The sequence below is a fragment of the Asanoa ishikariensis genome, from assembly GCF_900107455.1.
Taxonomy (GTDB): Bacteria; Actinomycetota; Actinomycetes; order Mycobacteriales; family Micromonosporaceae; genus Asanoa; species Asanoa ishikariensis.
Genome location: NZ_FNQB01000001.1, coordinates 818284 through 838914, shown reverse-complemented (window position 1 = coordinate 838914; position 20631 = coordinate 818284). Strand labels below are relative to the sequence as shown.

Genomic DNA, 20631 nt, shown 5'->3' with positions numbered 1-20631 from the left:
CCGCTCCCTCGCTCGATGTGCACGCAGCCTGATGAGGCTAGCGGAGCGGGTCAACGGTTGTCCCGGCCCTTGACAAACGAAGATCTTTTAGCGATGCGCCCGGGCATGATCAACAGAACGCGGCCGACCGGAGACTCCGCGTCGGCCGTGGAACTACCGCCGTCGATGCGCGTAGTCGGATTGTCACAGGCTGAACATGGCACGTTTACCCGATGGGATTATCTAGTAACTCTCGTCACAGTCGTGACCGGAAGACGTCATGTCGCGGCGGGCGACATGACGTCTGAGGACTTGTCGGCGCATTGACCGGGGAACCGACTGTTGGGGAGGAGACGGTGACCACCGTCGCGCTCAAAGACGTCACCAAGATCTTTCCTGACGGAACGATCGCGGTCGACAACGTCAGTATGGACGTCAACGATGGCGAGTTCATGGTGCTGCTCGGCCCGTCGGGCTGCGGCAAGTCCACCGTGCTGCGCATGGTCGCGGGTCTCGAAGACCCGACCACCGGCGCCATCCTGCTCGACGGCGACCTCGCCAACGACCTGCCACCGCGCGAGCGCCGGATCGCGATGGTGTTCCAGGACTTCGCGCTCTACCCGCACATGTCGGTCGGCGACAACATCGGTTTCCCGCTGCGGCTGTCGAAGGTCGAGGCCTTGGCACGCGGCGAGCGGGTCGCCGACGTGGCCAGCGCGCTGGGCATCGGCGACGTCCTGGCCCGCAAGCCCAACCAGCTCTCGGGCGGCCAGCGCCAGCGGGTAGCGATGGGCCGCGCGATCGTCCGCCGGCCCGGCCTGTTCCTGATGGACGAGCCGCTGTCCAACCTGGACAGTGGCCTGCGGGCCGAGCTGCGCGCGGAGATCTCCGGCCTGGTCCGCGAGCTCGGCGTCAGCACGATCTACGTGACCCACGACCAGGCCGAGGCGCTCACCATGGCCGACCGCGTCGCCATCATGCGCAAGGGCGTGCTGCAGGACGTGGGCACACCGACCCAGGTGTACGGGCGCCCGGCGACCCTCTATGTCGCCGCGTTCCTGGGCAGCCCGCGGATGAACCTGCTGGAAGCGTCGGTCTACGTGCACCTGGATCGATACGTCACGCTCAACCTCGGCGACCAGGCGCTCTACCTGCCCTGGGACGACATCCGGGCCCGGGCGGTCGCGCACTACCACGGGGAGCGCATCGTGGTCGGGCTGCGCGCGGAGGCGCTGACCCCGGTCGCGCCCAACACACCGGGCGACGTGCTCCAGGGCCGGATCCGCTACCTGGAGCACCACGGCCACGAGTCGCTGGCGTTCCTCGACATCGGCGCCACCGCGGTCGTCGTCGACGAGATGGGCAAGGCGCCGACCGAGCAGGCCGGCGAGGGCGGCGCCCTGCGCCGGTTCGGGCACGCGGTGCAGCGGTTGAAGAGCCGGGCCGCCACCCCTCCGGCGGCGGTGGAGGCCAGCGGCTCGCGCAGCCGCACCAGCGTGCTCAGCGATCCGGGCCGGCACCACCGGCGGGCGGCAGAGCTCGCGGTCCGCCTCGCGCCGTACCCGAACGTGCAGGCCGGCACCGCGCTGTCGGTCTCCGTACGCATGGACGCACTGCACTTCTTCGACGATCGCGGCGACCGCATCGACGTGGGGTGGCGCTGACCCGACCCGTGGTCTAGCGTCCTCGCCACGTAAGTCCAGAGAGGATGGCATCGTGCCGGCAAACAGCCCTGGTCTGCTGATCATCGAACGGATCCTCCGCGACCGCGGAAGCATCTGGCAGCAGATCGTCGACGAGCGTGACCTCAACCGGCTCTCGGTGCAGATGCTCGCGAGCTCGGCCGTCGCGCTGGCCATCTACGGGGCGGTGCTCGGCGCCTTCCACAGCCCGCTCATGGCGCTGACCTCCGCGGTCAAGCTGCCGTTGCTGTTCCTGGTCACGCTGGCCATCTGCCTGCCGACGCTCTACCTGTTCAACCTGGTCTTCGGCGCCCGGCTCTCGGTCAGGCAGTCGGTGTCACTGGTGATGGTGGCCGTAACGGTGACCGCGATGCTGGCGTTGGCGTTCGCGCCGATCAGCCTGTTCTTCCGCATCACGGCGGCCGACTACAGCTTCTTCAAGCTCCTCAACGTGGCGATTCTGGCCCTGTCGGCGATCGTCGGCCTACGCTTCCTGACCGGCGGCATGCAGATCCTGCACGCACACGGCCTGCTCAGCCCCGCGAAGCCCGCCGAGCCGGCGCCGGTCGCCGAGAAGCCGGCCCCCGCCGCGCTGCCGGCCGAGGAGAAGACGCCCGTCACAGTGGGCGCGCCAATCGCCAACGGCGACGGCACTGCCGCCGCAGCCGCCCCGGCCCCGGCGCTGCCGGTGCTAGTCGCCCCGCCGGCAGGCCAACACCACGTCTGGAACCCAGCGCTACAGCGCTACCAACTCGCCCGCCCAGCAGGCGTAGCGACAGAACGCCCAGCAAGCATGACCCTGCTCTACATCTGGATCCTGCTGTTCGGCTTCGTAGGCACCCAACTCGCCTGGACGCTACGCCCGTTCTTCGGCAACCCAGACTCCCCCTTCGCCCTGTTCCGCGAGATCGAAGGCAACTTCTACGCAGAGATCATCAGAACAATCGCAAACCTGTAAAAGGGGCGGGCCCCGCCCCCGCGGGCCTCCGCAGCTCGGCCGGGGTCCGGGGCAGAGCCCCGGCTACGCGTCCCGACGAACCGCCTCAGCCCCATACTTGGCCGCCGCCGCGTTGGCAGTCGGACAAGCACCCGTGTCGCGACCGCAAGCGGCGAGATCGCAGAGCCGGCAGAGCCAAGCGCCGCCCTCTTTCTCCTGAACGATGCCGCCGATGACCCGGCCAATCAGAGCGTCCAGTGTGGAGCGTTCGGCAGGCGACAGGACAGCCAAGGTGGACCGCAAGGACTCCGCACGGGCGGCCGACAGGCGTTCGGCGGCCGCACGGCCTTCGACAGTAAGCGCCACCGACCGCGACCGCCCGTCATCACCGGGACCCCGGGTCACCAGGCCCGCGTCGGCCAGCCGATCAACCAACCGCACCGCGCCCGACGGGGTCAACCCCAACACCCGGCGAAGCTGATCGATCGACGGCCGATCAAGGAAGTGCAGCAGGGCGGACAGCGCCGCCGCAGTGGTCGGGTTCCCGGCCGTGCCGGCGGCCGCCATCGCGGCCCCGGTGCGATCGGCGACCGCCAGCGCGAACGCGCCGAGCAGATTGGCCTGGTGGTCGAGCTCGCTCACGCCAACTCGTAGCGAATGGTCAACGGCATGTGCGGGTAGTCAGCGTGCGTAGACACGCTCTCCGCCGTCCCACTGATGCCCGCCAACTCACCAGTGCCAGACCCGGGCACCACCGCCACGTCGACCCGGGCGGCCTTCCCGTCGTAGGTGCCCGCACCCTGCAGCACAAAGCTGCCGGACCGGCCGTCCAGCGTCCCAGTGATCTCCATGATCGACACGTACTCGCTGGTGCCGTCGGCCCGGTAGTAGAGCAGCGACTCGAACGAGCCGCCGGTCAATCCGTCGCCAGTGCCGGCCAGCGTGACCTCGGCGCGGGCGAACTTCCGGCCGTCGTCGAACTCGCGGTAGGGCTTCTCGTCCCACGAGGTGATCTCGAACTTGGTTTCCACGATCTTGGTCATGTCTCCAACATATGTGTGACTCAGTCACATGTCAAATGACAATGCGAATTCAATGATCAATTTCGTGCTGTCCGGGGAGTGGGCGCGCATGAGCATCGGTAGGTGGGTTCGACTAGATTTGACCCGTGCTGGGGCTACCCGATCACGTGACCGCCTGTCTGTTCGATATGGACGGCGTACTCACGCAGACTGCGACCGTTCACAACGCGGCGTGGACCGAGACATTCGACGATTTCCTTCGCCGGCGCAGTGAGCGAACCGGCGAGCCGTTCACGGCCTTCGACCCCCATTCCGACTATCCCAAATACGTCGACGGCCGCACCCGGGCCGACGGAGTACGCACCTTTCTCGCGTCCCGCGGGATCACCCTCCCCGACGGTGATCCGGACGACCCGCCGGAGGCCGACACCGTCAACGGCGTCGGCAACCGCAAGAACGTCATCCTGGTCCGCCGGATCAAGGAAGACGGGGTCGCGGTCTACGACGGCTCCGTCGACTACCTGCGCGCGGCCCGAAAGGCCGGGCTCAAGACCGCGGTCGTCTCGGCGAGCGCCAACACCCCCGACATCCTGCGCATCACGGGGCTCGGCGACCTGCTCGACGCTCGCGTCGACGGCAACGTCGCCCGGGCCGAGAAGCTCCCGGGGAAACCACAACCCGACACCTTCCTGCGTGGCGCCGAGCTGCTCGGCGTGGCGCCGAAGGACGCGGCCGTCTTCGAAGACGCACTCGCCGGGGTGGCGGCCGGTCGAGCCGGCAACTTCGGCATCGTGATCGGCGTTGACCGGGTGGGTGGCACCCATGGCGCCGACCTCAAGACACACGGCGCCGACGTTGTCGTGCGCGACCTTTCTGAGCTGCTGGAGGGCACGGCATGATCCGCGAGCGGGCCTATCCGGTCGAGGCCTGGCACGTCCGCGAGACGAGGCTCGACGTCGACGTGCTGGCGCAGGCCGAGTCGGTCTTCGCGCTCGGCAACGGGCACATCGGGATGCGCGGCAACCTCGACGAAGGTGAGCCGCACGGGCTTCCCGGCACGTACCTCAACTCGTTCTACGAGCTGCGTCCGCTGCCCTACGCCGAGGCCGGCTACGGGTTCCCCGAGTCGGGCCAGACCGTCGTCAACGTGACCAACGGGAAGCCGATCCGGCTGCTGGTCGACGACGAGCCCTTCGACGTGCGGTACGGCGAGCTCGAGGCGCACACCCGGATCCTCGACCTGCGCGCCGGCACCCTCGACCGGGTGGTGCAGTGGCGCTCGCCGGCGGGTCGCGCGGTCAAGGTGCGCAGCACGCGGCTGGTGTCGTTCACCCAGCGTTCGATCGCGGCGATCCGCTACGAGGTCGAGGCCGTCGACGAGCCCCTGCGGCTGATCGTGCAGTCCGAGCTCGTCGCCAACGAGGAGCTGCCCGGGCAGAGCCGTGACCCCCGGGTCGCGGCCGTGCTGGAGCGTCCACTGCAGATCGAGGAGCGGCTCACCGACAAGGACCGGGCCCAGCTCATCCACCGCACCAAGCGGAGCGGCCTGCGGGTCGGCGCCGCGATGGCGCACGAGATCAACGGGCCGCCGCGGACCAACATCAACACCGAGGCGCACGACGACTGGGCCCGCACCACGATCGCCTGCGTGCTCAAGCCGGGCGAGAAGCTGGTCGTGGTCAAGCTGCTCGCCTACGGCTGGTCCAGCCGGCGTTCGCTGCCGGCGATCCGCGACCAGGTCAGCGCCGCGCTCGCCGCCGCCGAGTTCTCCGGCTGGGACGGCCTGGTCCGGGAGCAGCGCGAATACCTCGACACCTTCTGGGACGCCGCCGACGTGCGCGTCGAGGGCGACTCGGAGGTGCAGCAGGCGGTCCGGTTCGGGCTGTTCCACGTGCTCCAGGCGGGTGCCCGGGCCGAGTTGCGGCCGATCGCGGCCAAGGGGCTGACCGGCCCCGGGTACGACGGCCACGTCTTCTGGGACACCGAGATGTTCGCGCTGCCGGTGTTGACGTACACCCAGCCGGTCGCGGTGGCGCACGCGCTGCGCTGGCGGCACGCCACCCTGGAGATGGCCCGCGACCGTGCTAAACAGCTCGGCCTGCGCGGTGCCGCGTTCCCGTGGCGGACCATCCGCGGCCAGGAGTGCTCCGGCTACTGGCCGGCCGGCACGGCTGGTTTCCACGTCAACGCGGGCATCGCCGACGCGGTCCGGCGCTACGTGCAGGCCACCGGTGACGTCGACTTCGAGCGCGAGATAGGGCTCGAGCTGCTGGTCGAGACGGCCCGGCTGTGGCATTCGCTGGGCCACCACGACCGGCACGGCAAGTTCCACATCGACGGGGTCACCGGGCCGGACGAATACACGGCGGTCAAGAACGACAACGTGTACACCAACCTGATGGCCCAGCGGAACATGCTGGTCGCGGCCGACTGCGTCACCCGGCACAGCGAGCGGGCCTGGCGGCTCGGTGTCGACGACGAGGAGACCGCCGCCTGGCGGGACGCGGCCGCCAACATGCATATCCCGTACGACGAAGAGCTTGGTGTCCATCCGCAGGTCGAGGGCTTCACCCGCTACCAGGAGTGGGACTTCGACAACACGCCGCCGGAGGACTACCCGCTCCTGCTCAACTACCCGTACTTCGACCTCTACCGCCGCCAGGTGGTCAAGCAGTCCGACCTCGTGCTGGCCATGCACTGGTGCGGCGACGCGTTCACCGACGAGCAGAAGCTGCGCAACTTCGACTACTACGAGCGGCGTACGGTCCGCGACTCGTCGTTGTCGGCCTGCACGCAGTCAGTGGTCGCGGCCGAGGTCGGCTACCTGGAGCTGGCACACGACTACCTCGGCGAAGCCGCGCTCATGGACCTGCACGACATCCACAACAACACCCGCGAAGGGCTGCACATCGCCGCCCTGGCAGGTGCGTGGCTGGGCCTGGTGGCCGGCTTCGGCGGCATGCGCGACCACGAGGACCACCTCACGTTCGCGCCTCGCCTGCCCGCGCGGATCAGCCGGCTGGAGTTCGCGCTGATGTGGCACGGCAAGCGGCTGCGGGTCGACGTCCGCCAGCACGAGGCGATCTACTCGCTGCGGGACGGCGAGGTCGATGCCAGCATGGACCTGGACCACCACGGCGAGCGCGTCACGGTGACCTGTGAGAAGGAGGTGCGGATGCCGATTCCGCGGCTCGAACCGCACCGGCGCCAGCCCCGCCAACCGGCGGGTCGGGCACCGGCCCGAAGGCCGGCACCCGACACCCGACACCGCTAAGGCCGCGCTGGCCTAGAGGATGGAAAGGTGCACGTGGTTGGTGTGGTCGCTGGACGGGTCTCCGCCCACGCCGCTATAGGGTTTCCAGTTCCCTGTGGACGGTAGCCACACCTGCCTGTACCAGATGACGTAGAGAATGCCGAGCTTGTCGGCATTCTTGACCAGGAACGCGGCCAGGTTGTTCCCGTAGAACCGGGCGTCGCCCTGGGCGTCTCCGCTGCCGAAGTCGTTGGTCTTGAACACCGAGAAGTCGCAGGCGCGCCCCTTCGGATGCTCGAAGGGGCCGCCGTCCCGGTGGCACGAGACGAACCGCTTGTAGCCCAGCCGCTGGGTCTCCTTGAGCGCGAAGAGCATCCGCGGGGTGATGCACCCGTTGGTGGTCGGGTCCTGCACGCTGCACGACTGCGCGGGGAACGAGCCGTCCGAGCCGCGCGGCGACTGCTTGGCCGTCGGCAGGTTCGCGTAGACGTTGCCGTTGACCGTCTTGCCGCCGGCCAGCTTGAACGCCTTGTCGACCTCGCTCTTCTGCTTGCTCATCACGGCCAACTGCGCGGACTCGCGCTTGACCTCGATGTCGAGCTGACTCTTGGCGGCCAACGCCTGCTGCTGGGTGGTGGCAAGCTCGGCGAGTCGCTCGTTGTCGTACTCCGCCAGCCTCTCGAGCTGCTCGGCCCGATCCAGGAAGTCGTTCTGGGTGCGGGCGTTGAGCAGCATCAGGGCGGGACCGATCCGGCCGTTCATGTAGTTGTGCCGGGCGATCTCGACCGCCTGTGGCGCCAATGCCGCCCGTCGCACATCTAGCCGGGCGATCTCCCTGCTGAGCTCGTCCTGCTTCTTGCGCGAGTCGGCGACGGCGTTCTTGGCCTCGACGAAGGCCCGGCTCGTCCGCTCGATCACGTCGTCAAGCAGCACGTTCTTGCCGCCCTCGGCGGGTGCGGCGGGCGTCGGGGTGGGGTTGGGTGCCGCGACAGCGGCTGGAGCAAGGGCAAGCCCCACCAGCAGTGTCACGGTCCCGACCAGGGCGGCGCGCCGAACAACAGCGCGCGGACGTCCTTTGCGCGTCATTCACGTTCCTTCGGTAGGGCCGCCTACCGGGTTAGCTGACGGGTTCGGGACGGAACAACCCCTACCGCTTTCGCGGACTCACCCCATGGAACACGGGTCCCCGGCTCGCCTCTCGGCGATTAGGCAGCAGCGGCGCCGGTGTCACCGGGGGGATGATCCGGCGGAAGCCGCAGCCAGCTTAACCGATCCCTACCTATTCTTCGCAAGGATCGGATGCCTCTTACTTGGGCCGGGAATGCGTTACGTACCAACGACTTTCGGTGACGTAAGGAGCGCTTAAGAAAGCGCACGGAAAAACATGAAAGACCGCCTCTGTTTGGCCCATGTCAGCCGAACGTGTGGTCAATCGGGTGTTCATTTCGAGTTGGCCGGTTTCGCTGGACAAGCCGGCCTACGAGACCGCTAATGGAGTCACCCCGACCGGCTTCCCGGGCGGCAGACCACCCCACCCAAAAACGGCGCCGCCGGGAGCTACTACCGGCGGCGGCGGACAACCGCACTTCAACGGAGGCGCCGTGGACGATATCGCCGTCCTCACGGAGCGCGCGGCGGAGACCTACGTCGCGGCCGCGGGATTCCGGGTCGGCCCGATCGGGCGGGTCGGCGTCGAGCTCGAATACCCCGTGCGAGATCCTCGCGCGCCGTTGAGGCGCCCGTCGATCGCCCGGGTCACCGCGGCGACCGCCGGCCTGGCGCCGTTGCCTGGTGGCGGACAGATCACCATCGAGCCCGGGGGGCAGCTCGAGATCTCGTCCGCGGTCGGGGCGTCCCTGCGGGACTGCGTCGAGCGCACCCGGGCCGACCTGGCCGTGACGCGGGCCGCGCTGTCCGCCGACGGCCTCCAGTTGGACGGCACCGGCCTGGACGCGTACCGAACTCCTGAGCTGATCACGACGCACCCGCGGTACGTGGCCCTCGCCGAGTACCACGCCCGCTCCGGCGGCAAAGGCCTCGCGGTGATGTGCAACTCCGCCTCGGTGCAGGTCTGCCTGGACTCCGGCGACGAGTCAGACGGCTGGGCCGGCTACCGGATGCGGTGGTGGCTGGCCGACGCGATCGGCCCCGTGCTGCTCGCGGCGTTCGCCAACTCACCCCGGGTCGTCCGCGGCACCCGCTGGGTCTCCTACCGGCAGGCGCTGCGGTTCGGCACCGACGCCACCCGGACCCGCGCACCGCGCCGCGGCGGCGAGCCGCGCGCCGACTGGGCGCACTACGCGCTGCGCGCCAAGGTGGCCATGATCGCCGAGCCGGCACCCGTGCCGTGGTCGGTGCCCACCGGGCTGACGATGCGCTCCTGGCTGCGCGGCCACGGCCCGCGTCCGGTCACCCTCGACGACCTGGAACGGCATCTCGGCACCCTGGTGCCGCCGATCCGGCCCCGCGGCTACCTAGAGTTCCGCATGATCGACCAGCAGCCGGGCGACGGCTGGGTCGTGCCGCTCGCGGTGGTGACCGCGCTGCTGGACGACCCGATCGCGGCCGAGGCGGCAGCAGCGGCCACCGAGCACCTGCGCTCGCCGCTGCGCCGGCACCGCGACTGGCTGGCCGCCGCCCGCGCGGGGCTGTCCGACCCGCAACTGGCCACGGCCGCCCTGTCCTGCTTCGAAGCCGCCGCGGCGGCACTCGACCGGGGCGGCGCGGGCAAGCGGATCCGGCGAGCGGTCGAGACCTTCATCGAGCGGTACGTGGCTCGCGGCGCCTGCCCGGCAGACGACCCGGTGCCACCGGCCACTTTCACGGAGCCCGCCCTAGGCTGACGCCCCGCCGGCCGGAAGGCAGAGGGTGACGGCGGCCGGCACGGCTCGGACCTTGAGCTTGCCGGCCGAGCCTCGGGCGCCGCCGTCGATCTCGTAGGTAAGTGGCTCGGCCAGCTTCACCCGGATCTTCTGGCCCGCCGTCATCTTGATGAACGGCGAGCCTTCGGACCGTCCGGTGGCCATCCGGCCGAGGGTGCGCGCCCACTGGAGCGCACCCTCGGCGGTGGCCACGCCGACCTCCAGCTTGCCGTCGTGCGGGCTGGCGTCGTCGAACGCGCGGATGCCGCCGGTGATCGTGCCGACGTTGCCGAACAGCACGCAGCTCGCCGTGCCGGCGTACCAGGGCTCGCCGTCGACCGTCACCGTCATCGGCACGGCACCGTCGCGGACGTGCTTTACGCCCGTCCAGGCGTACGCGACCCGGCCCAGCCGGTCCTTGAGGCCTCCGTCGGCGTCCCGGATCAGCTCGCCGTCGAACCCCGCGCCGGCCATCACCGCGAAATGCTCGCCGTTGACCCGGCCGAGGTCGATCGTCCGGCGTCGGCCGTTCAGTCCGATCTCGACGGCCGCCGCCAGGTCCTCGGGAATGCCCAGGTTGGTCGCCAGCAGGTTGGCCGTGCCGGCCGGCACGATGGCCAGCGGCACGTCACCGGCGCCCGCCCGGGCCAGCGCGTCGACGGTGCGCTGCACCATGCCGTCGCCACCCCAGACGAAGATCAGCTCGGCGCCGGCGTCGAGCGCCTTGCGTACCCGCTTGGGCGCCTTGCGGCTCTTGGGCACCTCGTACCAGAGCGGCTCGACCACGCCCGCGTCCGCGAGCCGGCGGCGCAGCTCCGGCAGCCCGCCGTCGAGACTCTTCCGCTTGTGCGCGACCACCGCGACCTTCAAAGCCATGGCAGAGCTGTTACCCCAGCGGTCGTCCGGCTACGCCCGAGGGCAGCGTGCCGAACTCGCTGTGCTGGGGAACCCCCGGCCATTGTGGGCCGTTGTCGCGCAAGAAGTACTCGAGCCCAGGGTCCCAGGTGTGCCCTTCGGCCCGGCGGTGGTAGATGTAGCCCAGGGGATGGGTCCGGTAGACCAGGCCGCCCGAGCGGGTCACCCGCTCGATCAGTCCCCGGTCGATCGACCGGGGCACGGGCCGCCAGCCACCGACCTCCTCCAGGTCGCCGCGGCTGATCAGCATCGTCCCGCCGGCCACCACGCCGGCGTAGTGCTCGGCCCGCCCGTTCTGGCGGCGGACCGTGGTGTCCAGGGCATGCAGGTGCACGAACTCCGCGGCCTTGCCGACCAGCGTGGCGCCGGAGACCAGCCTGGCCAGCACCAGGTCCCAGACATGCTCCGGGCCGTAGTTGTCGTCGTCGTCGAACTTGGTGATCAGGCTGCCGCGCGCGCGGGCGGTGGCCCGGCCGATCGCCTCGCCGAACCCGAACCGCTGCTCGGGCCCGATGGCCACCAGCTCGACCGGCCGGCTGCAGCGGGCGACCTGGCCGAGCAGCTCCGCGGACGGGTGCGCGCCGTGCAGGCACAGCACGATCTCCAGGTCGGGGTACGTCTGCCGCTCGATCGCCGCGACCGTCGCGGCGATGTGCTCCAGGCGGCGGGTGACCAGCAGGACGCTGACCGACGGCGGAGCCACCAGCGCCGGGAAGGTGTCGCCGGCCAAGCGGGGCAGCGCGAACGCGGTGGCATGTTGGCGCAGCGCGGCGCGGCGTTGGCGGACCGCCCGGACCTCCCACTCGAGGTCGTCCGCGGGCAGTTCGCCGACGACCAGCGGGCGCAGCTCGTCGGCGAGGAGCGCGGCGACGGGCGGGCGCAGGTCCGGCGCGTGCACCAGGACGCCGGCCGCGGCCAGCCTGACCAGCACCCCCGCCTCCCCCGCCGGGTAGATGCAGGGCGCCGCCGCGCAGCGCACCAGGCCGATCTTGGCGAGTGCGGCGACCTCCTCGGGCGCGAGGCGCTGGCCATCCGTCCGGCCGTACACCAACGGTCCCTGCGGCCCGTCGATCCGCCAGTCGTCCTCGGTGAAGACGAGGTCGGCGATGGGCTCGGCCCGCCCGAACGGGCCGTAGCGACCGATGCAGGCCGAATGCTCGACGTCGACCAGCACCGTGCCGCCGACGCCGGCCGTGCCGGCCTGGATGACCCCGCCGTAGAGCTCCGGGGCGGTCGCCTCGCTCTCCGGCGGCAGCGGCGTGCCGTCCTGGCTGAGCACCAGGTCATGCGGGCGGATGTCGGCGTCGGTCGGCAGCGCACCGCTGACCACGGCCACGTTGGCCGTCGAACCCACCCAGGGCGGCGCGACGTCCTGCACGGTGATGTCGGCGCTGACCGCCCGGGGCAGCGGGCGGACCGAGCTGAACACGGGCAGCACGGCCATGATCAGTTGGCGCAGCGGTGCCGGCCGGCGCACCTCCAGGGCGACGGTGGCCCGGCCCGGTCCGACGGCGGGCAGCCTGGTGCGGTGCGAGAGCAGGTGCGGCAGCGCTCCCAGCCGACCCGACCAGGTGCCCTCGGGGTTCTGCCAGCGCTCCACGAAGACGGTCAGCTCGCGCACCATGGTGCCGCCGGCCGGATGGTCGAGCAGCCCGCGCAGGTCGGCGAGCGACGCGGCGGACACACACATCGAAGCGACGCGCGTGCCCGCGCCAAGAAAAGGGGCCAGGCTGTCCGGCGACTCGATCACGCTGAGCCCCGCGCGCCACATCAGAGGCGGCCACCTGCGGGTACGCGTCGCCCGTGGTCCCGCGTAGATCCGCCACCGGCGGAGACGATTCGGGTGCTGGTCCGCCGCCACGCGACGCTCCCGTCGTGTTGAGCCGGCAACCCCCCGTCAACCGGCACAATTAACGTAGCGTCCAGGCGGCGCTGATTTTGGCTAGATACACTCACGACCGTGCCGACCCCGAACGACGCAAACGAGCCGGTCCGGATCTTCCGCAACGACTGGAGCGTTCTGCAGCCGCCGGAGATCGGCGCGTGGACGCCCACCCGCACCGTCTCGGTGGTCATCCCGGCCTACAACTGCCAGGAATCGCTCAACCTGACGCTGGCGGCGCTGGCGCACCAGACCTATCCGGCCGACCTGCTGGAAGTCGTGATCGCCGACGACACCAGCGAGCCGCCGATCGAGCTGCCGAAGATCCGCCCGGCCAACTGCCGCATCGTCCGGGTCAAGGACCATTCCGCGGGCTGGGGCCGGGCCAACGCGCTGCACGTCGGTGCCACCAACAGCACCGGCGAGATCATCCACTGGCTCGACGCCGACATGGTCGTCTTTCCGGAGCACGTCGAGGCCCAGGTCCGCTGGCACCACGTCAGCGACGACGTGGTGACGCTCGGCTACAAGCGGTTCGTCACCGCCTGGTCGACGCCGGAAGAGGTCGCGGAGCGCTCCGCCGCCGGCACCATCGACACGCTCTTCGCCCTGGACGACACCGAGCCGCACGACTACGTCGAAGAGATCATCGAAAAGACCGACCAGTTGCGGAAGGGCGACCACCTCAACTTCCGCGCGCACGTCGGCGCGACCGCGGCGCTGACCCGCCGGCTCTACGAGGAGACCGGCGGGCTGGACACCAACCTGCGGCTCGGCGAGGACACCGAGTTCGGCTTCCGGCTGACCCAGGCCGGCGCCGCCTTCGTGCCGGAGCCGAAGGCGGGTAGCTGGCACATGGGCCCGACCAACATGATGCAGCGGGGCGACGCGCTGCGCCGCTACAACTGGCCGTTCCTGGCCGACCTGATGCCGCAGCCGCGCTGGCTGCGCTCGGTCGGCAACCGCACCTGGAAGGTGCCGCTGGTCACCGCGATCGTGCGGGCCGAGGGCAGCTTCGAGCAGATCCGCACCTGTGTCGACCTGCTGCTGATGAGCGACCTCACCGACCTGCGGGTGATGCTGGTCGCCGACTGGGCCGCGATCGGCGAACAGCGCATGTCGGTGCTCGCCGACCCGCAGCTCGACCTGCGCCTGGTGGAGGCGACCTACCGGCACGAGCCGCGGGTCGCGCTGGTCTCGGAGGCGCCCGAAGACGTCTACCCGTCGCCCTACCTGCTCCGGGTGCCGGTCACCACCGGCGTCGACGCCAACACCGTGCGCCGCCTGGTCAACGTCTGCAACCAGTGGCGGGTTGGCCTGGTCCGGGTGCTGCCGCCCAAGTCCGGCTCGCCCACGGACACCGTGGCCCTCTGGCGCACGGCGGCACTGCGCCGCGCCGCCCGGGTCAAGCGGGCCGACGAGTCCTGGGAGAAGGCGGTGCTGTCGGTGTTCGGCGAGCGCTGGGTCAGCGGGCGCGACTTCGCCGTCGCCAACCTCGCCGAGTGGCAGCAGGCAGAGCTGGTGTCGCCCGGGCCTCGGCTGGTGGCCCGCCCGACCCTCGGCCGCAGGGTCAGCTTCTTCGGCGTCGACACGATCCCGGTCGGCGGAGCGCGCTCGCTGGCGACCGCGACGAGGTTCGTGTTCCGCCGCTACACCGCCGAGGCCACCCGCCGCGTACGCGCGAAGCTCAGCCGAGACTCATAACTGGGCCGAGTGCCCCGCCGCGGGGCGCTCCGGAGCCCGCCCTCAGCGCCCTTCGGTGACCCGGAGGATGCCGCGCGGGTCGATGTCGACCACGACGGGGCCGGCCTTGGCCGGCGTCACTCGGGGACCGGCCGGCAACGGCACGGTCGGGCCACCCGGTTCGCCGAGGGCGACCCGCCACACCGCCGGCGGCTCGTCCGGCACACCCGGGGTGGCGATCGCCGCGACCAGGTCGGTCAACGGAACCCGGGCCATCCACTTCGGACCGGACACCACCGCCGGGTACGCCAACGACGGCACCCCAAAAGCCCGTTCGAGGTGCAAAAGCGTCCCCGGGGCGAGCTCACCGCGGCCGTCGATGTGGAGCACCTCGTCGTCTGAACCCACCTCGGCGGCGACCACTGCGGGACGCTCGACCACGACCCGCAGCACGCCGCCGCGGACCAACGGCGTCACCAGCGTTTCCTGGTCCACCCAGCGCGCCTCGAACGGGAGCGGCTCGGTGACCCGCACGTGTGCCCGCGCCGCGTCCCGGGCGGGTGCGACGTTGACCGTCCACTCCCCTGGCTGCCAGCCCGGCCGGCCACGCAGCCGGGACGGGCGCAGCGTGCCGGACCCACCGGCGGCCGGCAGCGCCACCACGCGGTTGCCGGGCGCGCCCTCGCGCAGCCAGAGCAACGCAAGGGGAAGGCGTTCGTCGGCCAACTCGATCCGGAGCCGGCCGTCGACCCAGTCCGCGGCCGTCGCCCGCACGGCCGGGGTCGCCGGGTCGCGCCAGGCGGCCATCCCCGCACCAGGCGCGGCGGAAGCGCGCACCGACGAGACCAGGCTGACGAGCCCGTCCAGGTCGCCGTCCTGGGTCAGCTTCCAGGCCGTGGCGAGGCGGCCCGGCAGTCGGGTCAGCACGGCCGGGTCCACATCGGTCAGGAACGCGTTGGCCAGTTTGCCGAACCTCGCCCGGTACGCGTCGTCGACGTCCGGCAGGACTTCCAGCACCAGGCGCAGATCGCTCTGCAGCGCGGTCTCCGCGTACCAGGTCGCGAATGGACCGTCCAACGCGGACAGCGCGAAGGTGACCGCCGCGAACCGGTCGTCGAGGTTGCGTTGCTCGGCCAGCCGCTGGCTGATCGACGGGTCGCCGGCCGGCCGCTGCCGCCAGTAGTAGACCGGCAGGTCGATCACGTCCACGCTGCGGGCGCGGCCGTACAGCGGCACGGTCACCGGGATGTCCTCGTAGTGCACGCCCTCCGGGAACCGGGTCTCGCCCCAGAACGAGCGGCGCCACACCTTGTTGCAGGCGAGCCGGTCGTAGACGAGGTAGCGGTGCTCGCGCGGGTCGACGGCCAGCCGGGTCTCCCGGTGGGTGCCGCGGTGCAGCGGGGAGGGCGTCAGCTTGCCGTCCGTCAGCAGTGCGACGTTGCCGCTGGCGAAGTCGGAGCCGGTCTGCTCAAGCGCGTTGACCAGCACCTCGAAGGCGTACGGCGGCAGCACGTCGTCAGCGTCGACGAAGGCGAGATAGGCACCCGTGGCCAGCGCCGCACCGGCGTTGCGGGCGGCGCCGAGCCCGGCGTTGGCCTGGTGCACCACCCGAAAGCGGGAGTCCTTCGCCGCCCAGCCGGCCGCGATGTCGCCGCTGCCGTCGGTGGAGCCGTCGTCGACCAGCACGACCTCGATGTCGCGATGAGTCTGCGCGGCGAGCGATTCAAGACAAATGTCCAGGTAGCGAGCCACGTTGTGCACTGGGACGACGACACTCAGCATGATCAGCCTCGAAATACGGTCTCGACCACCCGCTGCGCGGCGTGGCCGTCGTCGAGCGTGGCAAACCTGCGGCGGAACTCCGCCCGGGCCTTCGTCGCCGCGTCGTTCTCGAACGCGCCCGTGCTCAGCACGTCGCAGAGGTCGTCGAGGGTCTGAGCGACGGCACCCGGCGGCTCGGCCACGACGTCGAAGTAGACGCCCCGGATCATCCGGTACGCCTCCCAGTCCGGCGCGTAGATGACGATCGGCCGGTCCAGCACGGCGTAGTCGAACATCACCGACGAATAGTCGGTGACCAGCACGTCGGCGGCCAGGTAGAGGTCCTCCACCGACGGGTGGCCCGAGACGTCGCGCACCCCGGGCAGGTCGACCGGATCCGGCGCGGCGCCTCGCCGGTCGTGGAAGTAGTGGCTGCGCATCAGCAGCACCGCGTCCGGGCCGGCCGCCGCGCGGACCCGCTCGGGGTCGAACGGCGGGTGGTAGCCGGGCAGGTGCTCGCGGTGCGTGGCGGCGTAGAGCACGACACGCTGGCCCGGCTCGATGCCCAGCGACGCCCGGACCTGGGCGACCTCTTCGGGCGTGGCCAGCGCGAGGCGGTCGTTGCGCGGGTAGCCGGTCTCCAGCGTGCGGTAGCGGCACGGGTACGCGCGCTCCCACATCTGCGTGGTGAACGCGTTGGCGGTGATGCTGTAGTCCCACCGGTCGGCCCGGCGCATCTGGCCGGCGAAGTCGGCGTCCTGCACGCCTCCCGGATAGTCGCGCTGGTCGAGCCCCATCACCTTGAGCGGGGTGCCGTGGTGGGTCATCACGTGCGTGCTGCCCTCGCGCTTGACCACGTAGTTCGGCCAGTTGACGTTGTTGACCAGGTACGTCGCCCGGGCCAGCGCCTGGAAGTACGCCCTGGTGCCGGCGATCACGTACGGCACGCCCGGCGGCAGGGTGCCGACCTTGTCGCGCCGAACCACCCAGACACCGCGTACGCCTGGTGCGAGCTCCTTGGCCTTCTCGTAGATCGCGGCCGGGTTGCAGGCGTGGCCGCGGTACCAGTAGGCCGCGAACAGGGCCAGGTGCGGATCCATCGGGCGACGCAGTTCGGCGTGGTAGTAGGCCCGCAGAGCGGCCGCACGACCGAGCCGGGCCGCGCGCTTGCCGCGCCGGCCCGCCCGCGCCGCGACCTCGCCGGTCGCCTTGGCCTCCTGCGCCCGGCGGAAGCCGAACCGCAGGGCCTGGAACGTGCGCTGCCGGCCGCCGGCCACCAGCCGGTGCTTGACGCCGTCCATGCCGCCCGGCACCGGGTAGCCGCCGGCGGGAAGGTAGCGGTGGTAGTACGCGGTCATCTCGTCGAAGAACCGGCCGCGCAGCTCGTCGGGCAGCCGGTCGTCGTTGCCCCGGACCACCAGGAAGTGCCAGATCATCCGGCGGAACAGCAGCGCGCGCAGCTTTTCCGCACCGGGGCGGCTGTCGTCGAAGGTGTCGAAGACCTCGGACCAGTTGGGGAAGATCGCGAAGTGCCCTTCACCGACCGTCCGGGTGGCCGCGCCGATCCGCCGCTGCCGGTAGTTGACCCCGATCCGGTCGAGCAACGTGATCTTGTCGGCGGCGAGCAGGACCCGATAGGTGAACGGGACGTCCTCGTACCAACCAGTCTTGAACTCGAATCCGGTGGCCAGCAGCACCGAGCGCCTGATGATCTTGTTCCATGGGGTGTGCAGGATCTCGATCGCCTGCGGCCACTCGCGCAACGCGAAGACCTCCGGCGCCTCGGCGAACCGGTTGACCGAGCGGTCGACCGCGCCGTCCCAGTGCGCCCGGATGTGGTCGATCACCACGACGTCGGGGTCGAGGTGCGCGATCCGGGCGGCCACCGCGGCCACGATGCCGTCGGCCAGCCAGTCGTCGCTGTCGACGAACCAGACGTAGTCACCGGTCGCCGCCGCCAGACCGTGGTTGCGGGCCGGACCCTGGCCGCTGTTGCGCTCCATGGTCAACAGGACGACCCGCGGGTCGCGGGCCGCGTACTCGGCCAGGATGTCGGCGCTGCCGTCCGTCGACCGGTCGTCGATCGCGATGAGCTCGATCGGGACAGACTCGTCCGCGAGTATCGAGTCGAGGCATTGCCGCAGGTAGGGCCGGACGTTGAAGACCGGAACGATGAAGCTGATCAAAGGGCTGCGGCCGCCGCCCGATTCCGCCACCAGATCACACTGCCCAACAAGAAGGTAAACAGGAGGTAAGAAGCGATCGTAACCGTCGTCGCGGTCGCCTGCCCGAAACCACAGCCGAGGGCCAGCACGAGGATCCTGCCGTCCCAGCCCAGACCCCACCTCTGCAGCCAGCCACCGGCCTCCCGCTTCTCCAGCCGGGCGGTCAGGTCGTAGTGCCAGAGCGCGAGTGCGAACAACAGCAGGAAAGTGCCCCAGGCGGGCACGTCGTAGGACACGCCGATCGCGATCACGAAGAGGTACTCGGCGGCCCGGAGGGCGGCCGGCACGAGGAAGTCCAGCGGGCGGACGTGGGCCGCGCCGGACGTCAGCCCCGCGACCAGGACGACGGCGATCCCGGCGCTGAGGGTCAGGGTGCGCGAACCGGTGCTGTTGTACGCGACGGCCAGAAACAGCGCGCCGAACATGGCGGCGACGGCACCGGCAAGCGGGCCGCCGAGGCCGGAGCGGCCGAGCAGGCGGGCGAGCGGGCCGTCGTCGCGTTGTTCGGCGGCCGGGACGCCGGTGAAAGCCGAGACCCGCATGCCACGGGCCCGCAGCGTACGCAGCCCGAGCGTGTAGGCGAACGCGACCACGATGCCGGCCAGCACGCCGATCAGCGCGATCCGCGGCCCGAAGAGCGCCGCCAGCAGCGCCATCGCCGCCCACCGCTCACCGATCGGGAACGCCGCGGTGCGCTTGAGCCAGTAGGCGACCGAGCCGCTGTCGGCGCGCACCCGGGCCGAGACGGCACCGAGCCGCCCGGCGACTCCGCCACCGGCGGCCGGGGTCGCGCTCGCCGAGCGGGCCGCGACGTCGTGCAGGGTGCCGTACCAGGTGTCGGTCATGTGCCGGACGGTCTGCAGGCCGATCGCGGCGATCGCCAACGGCCAGGCACCGGCCAGGCCGGCCGCCTCGGCTCCCACCGCGAGACCGGCGTAGACCAGGTATTCCTTGCCCCGGTCGGCGATCGTGTCCAGCCACCCGCCGAACACGCTGAAGTTGCGGGTGTAGCGGGCGAGCTGGCCGTCGACGCAGTCCAGGACGAAGCCCAGGTAGAGCAGGATGCCGCCGAGCACCCAGGCAAGGTGGCCGCCGCCATAGGCGAACAGCGCCGCGGCGGCCGCGACGACCACGATCGACACCGCGGTGACCTGGCTCGGGCTCAGCCGCAGCCGGGCCGCCAGCCTGGTCACGTGCGGCGACCAGGGGCTCACGAAGTAGGTGGTGAAGAAGTCGTCCTGCTCCTTGACCGCGAGCCGCAGCTCGGCCCGGTCGGAGTCGACCTCGGCCACGGCGGCCAGCGCGGCGGGGATCTCCGCGGGGTCGCTGACCCGGCGGGCCACCAGCAGCCGGACGCGCTGCGCGGTGACGGTGGCGCCCGCCGCCAGCAGGTCCGCGACGACGACGCCACCGGACAGCGCCGGCAGGTCGGCCACGCCGACCCGGACCAGCCCGCCGGAGACCCCGGTCGGCTCGCCCGGCACGAGTTGGCCGCGCTCCTCGCGGACCGGGTCGCCCGGGCCGTCGGGCAGCACGAGAGCGACGCTGCCGGCACCCGGCGCGGTGGCCAGGTGCCGGATCACGGCGTCGTGGGCGACCAGGTCACCCGAGCAGATCAACACCGGCTCCGCGAGGTCGGCCGGGAGAGTGTCCCGGACCTCGCGGGCGCCGGCGGCGTGGAGTTGGGCGGCGAGCCGATCCATCAGCGCCGGGTCGGAGCCCGGCAACAGGACGGCTACCGTCACGAACGAACCACGGAGTTGTAGGCGTCGAGAGCGTCCTGGACCGTGCCGTCGGTGACCAGCTTGCCCTGCTCGAAGTAGAGCCCGCGGTTGCAGAACCGGGTCAGGTCGGCCTCGTTGTGCGACACCAGCACCAGCGACCGGCCCTCGGCGAGCAGCCGCTCGATGGTGGTGTAGCACTTCTTGCGGAACTCCGCGTCGCCGACCGCCATGACCTCGTCGACCAGCAGGATCGGGTGCGACAACCGGGCGATCACGGAGAAGCCGAGCCGCACCTTCATGCCGGACGAGTAGTGCCGGACCGGGGTGTCGATCGCCGAGCTCACCTGGTCGCCGGCGAAGTCGACGATCTCGTCGAAGTTCTTCTTGAGGAAGTTGCTGGAGAGCCCGTGCAGCGAGCCGACCAGGTGCACGTTCTCCCGGCCGGTGAGGTCGTTGGAGAAGCCGGCGGAGAGCTCGAGCAGCGGGGCGACCCGGCCGCGCACGGTGATCTTGCCCTCGTCGGGGATCAGCACACCGGCGATCAACCGCAGCAGCGTGCTCTTGCCCGTGCCGTTGCGGCCGATGACGCCGAGCGCGTCGCCCGCGTTGACGCTGAAGTTGACGTCGCGCAGCGGCCAGAACTCGCCCGGGTTCGGCGACCGGTTGCTGCGGTGGATGAACATCTCGCGGATGCGCATCTGCCTGCG

At 70.9% G+C, this 20631-nt stretch carries 15 protein-coding genes and 1 riboswitch; of the genes, 6 read left to right on the top strand and 9 right to left on the bottom strand.

The features are described 5' to 3' along the window. The first annotated feature begins 335 nt into the window (after window positions 1–335). Window positions 336–1643 (top strand): ABC transporter ATP-binding protein, encoded by a 1308-nt coding sequence (locus tag BLV39_RS03905; protein ID WP_090787274.1) that lies wholly within the window; start codon window positions 336–338, stop codon window positions 1641–1643. A gap of 52 nt (window positions 1644–1695) precedes the next feature. Continuing rightward, window positions 1696–2619: a hypothetical protein gene (locus tag BLV39_RS03900; protein WP_090787271.1), complete on the top strand. Its 924-nt coding sequence runs from the start codon at window positions 1696–1698 to the stop codon at window positions 2617–2619. A gap of 63 nt (window positions 2620–2682) precedes the next feature. Here the strand turns inward: BLV39_RS03900 and BLV39_RS03895 are convergent, their stop codons facing one another. Both BLV39_RS03895 and BLV39_RS03890 read right to left on the bottom strand, forming a co-directional pair. Beyond that, the gene (locus tag BLV39_RS03895) at window positions 2683–3240 is read right to left on the bottom strand and encodes a MarR family winged helix-turn-helix transcriptional regulator (RefSeq protein ID WP_090787268.1); all 558 of its coding nucleotides are present in this window, start codon (window positions 3238–3240) and stop codon (window positions 2683–2685) included. Further along, entirely contained in the window at window positions 3237–3641 is a 405-nt protein-coding gene (locus tag BLV39_RS03890; RefSeq protein WP_090787265.1) for a DUF3224 domain-containing protein, read from the bottom strand. The genes BLV39_RS03895 and BLV39_RS03890 overlap by 4 nt, the downstream gene beginning before the upstream one ends. Window positions 3642–3766: 125 nt before the next feature. On the opposite strand from BLV39_RS03890, the gene BLV39_RS03885 reads away from it, so the two are divergent. Further along, a complete protein-coding gene (locus tag BLV39_RS03885) occupies window positions 3767–4519 on the top strand; it encodes an HAD family hydrolase (protein WP_090787263.1) in 753 nt (250 codons plus the stop codon). Next, window positions 4516–6894, top strand: coding sequence for a glycoside hydrolase family 65 protein (locus BLV39_RS03880; RefSeq protein WP_090787261.1), 2379 nt, complete (start codon window positions 4516–4518; stop codon window positions 6892–6894). The genes BLV39_RS03885 and BLV39_RS03880 overlap by 4 nt, the downstream gene beginning before the upstream one ends. Before the next feature lie 12 nt (window positions 6895–6906). Here the strand turns inward: BLV39_RS03880 and BLV39_RS03875 are convergent, their stop codons facing one another. Beyond that, entirely contained in the window at window positions 6907–7902 is a 996-nt protein-coding gene (locus BLV39_RS03875; protein WP_176984754.1) for a coiled-coil domain-containing protein, read from the bottom strand. Window positions 7903–7963: 61 nt separating this feature from the next. After that, window positions 7964–8095, bottom strand: a riboswitch (cyclic di-AMP (ydaO/yuaA leader). A 379-nt stretch (window positions 8096–8474) separates the two neighbouring features. On the opposite strand from BLV39_RS03875, the gene BLV39_RS03870 reads away from it, so the two are divergent. After that, the gene (locus BLV39_RS03870; protein ID WP_204082783.1) at window positions 8475–9716 is read left to right on the top strand and encodes a glutamate-cysteine ligase family protein; all 1242 of its coding nucleotides are present in this window, start codon (window positions 8475–8477) and stop codon (window positions 9714–9716) included. Here BLV39_RS03870 and BLV39_RS03865 read toward each other — a convergent pair. Together BLV39_RS03865 and BLV39_RS03860 are read right to left on the bottom strand one after the other, a co-directional pair. Then, window positions 9708–10610: a diacylglycerol/lipid kinase family protein gene (locus tag BLV39_RS03865; protein ID WP_090787252.1), complete on the bottom strand. Its 903-nt coding sequence runs from the start codon at window positions 10608–10610 to the stop codon at window positions 9708–9710. The two genes, BLV39_RS03870 and BLV39_RS03865, sit on opposite strands and share 9 nt — an antisense overlap. A 10-nt stretch (window positions 10611–10620) precedes the next feature. Then, a complete protein-coding gene (locus tag BLV39_RS03860) occupies window positions 10621–12333 on the bottom strand; it encodes a glycosyltransferase family 2 protein (protein WP_090787249.1) in 1713 nt (570 codons plus the stop codon). Between the two features lie 276 nt (window positions 12334–12609). On the opposite strand from BLV39_RS03860, the gene BLV39_RS03855 reads away from it, so the two are divergent. Further along, window positions 12610–14235 (top strand): glycosyltransferase family 2 protein, encoded by a 1626-nt coding sequence (locus tag BLV39_RS03855; RefSeq protein WP_090787246.1) that lies wholly within the window; start codon window positions 12610–12612, stop codon window positions 14233–14235. Between the two features lie 42 nt (window positions 14236–14277). Here BLV39_RS03855 and BLV39_RS03850 read toward each other — a convergent pair whose 3' ends face one another. From BLV39_RS03850 to BLV39_RS03835, 4 genes are read right to left on the bottom strand one after another with little or no spacing between them, the layout of a single operon-like run. Beyond that, a complete protein-coding gene (locus BLV39_RS03850) occupies window positions 14278–15996 on the bottom strand; it encodes a glycosyltransferase (protein ID WP_090787242.1) in 1719 nt (572 codons plus the stop codon). Between the two features lie 2 nt (window positions 15997–15998). Beyond that, entirely contained in the window at window positions 15999–18191 is a 2193-nt protein-coding gene (locus tag BLV39_RS03845; RefSeq protein ID WP_239083695.1) for a bifunctional glycosyltransferase/CDP-glycerol:glycerophosphate glycerophosphotransferase, read from the bottom strand. Next, window positions 18158–19945 carry a DUF5941 domain-containing protein gene (locus BLV39_RS03840; protein WP_090787239.1) on the bottom strand — a complete coding sequence of 596 codons (1788 nt, stop codon included), beginning with the start codon at window positions 19943–19945 and terminating at the stop codon, window positions 18158–18160. The genes BLV39_RS03845 and BLV39_RS03840 overlap by 34 nt, the downstream gene beginning before the upstream one ends. Continuing rightward, complete coding sequence (locus tag BLV39_RS03835) at window positions 19942–20607, bottom strand: ABC transporter ATP-binding protein (RefSeq protein ID WP_373315333.1); 666 nt, start codon at window positions 20605–20607, stop codon at window positions 19942–19944. The genes BLV39_RS03840 and BLV39_RS03835 overlap by 4 nt, the downstream gene beginning before the upstream one ends. Window positions 20608–20631: the final 24 nt, after the last annotated feature.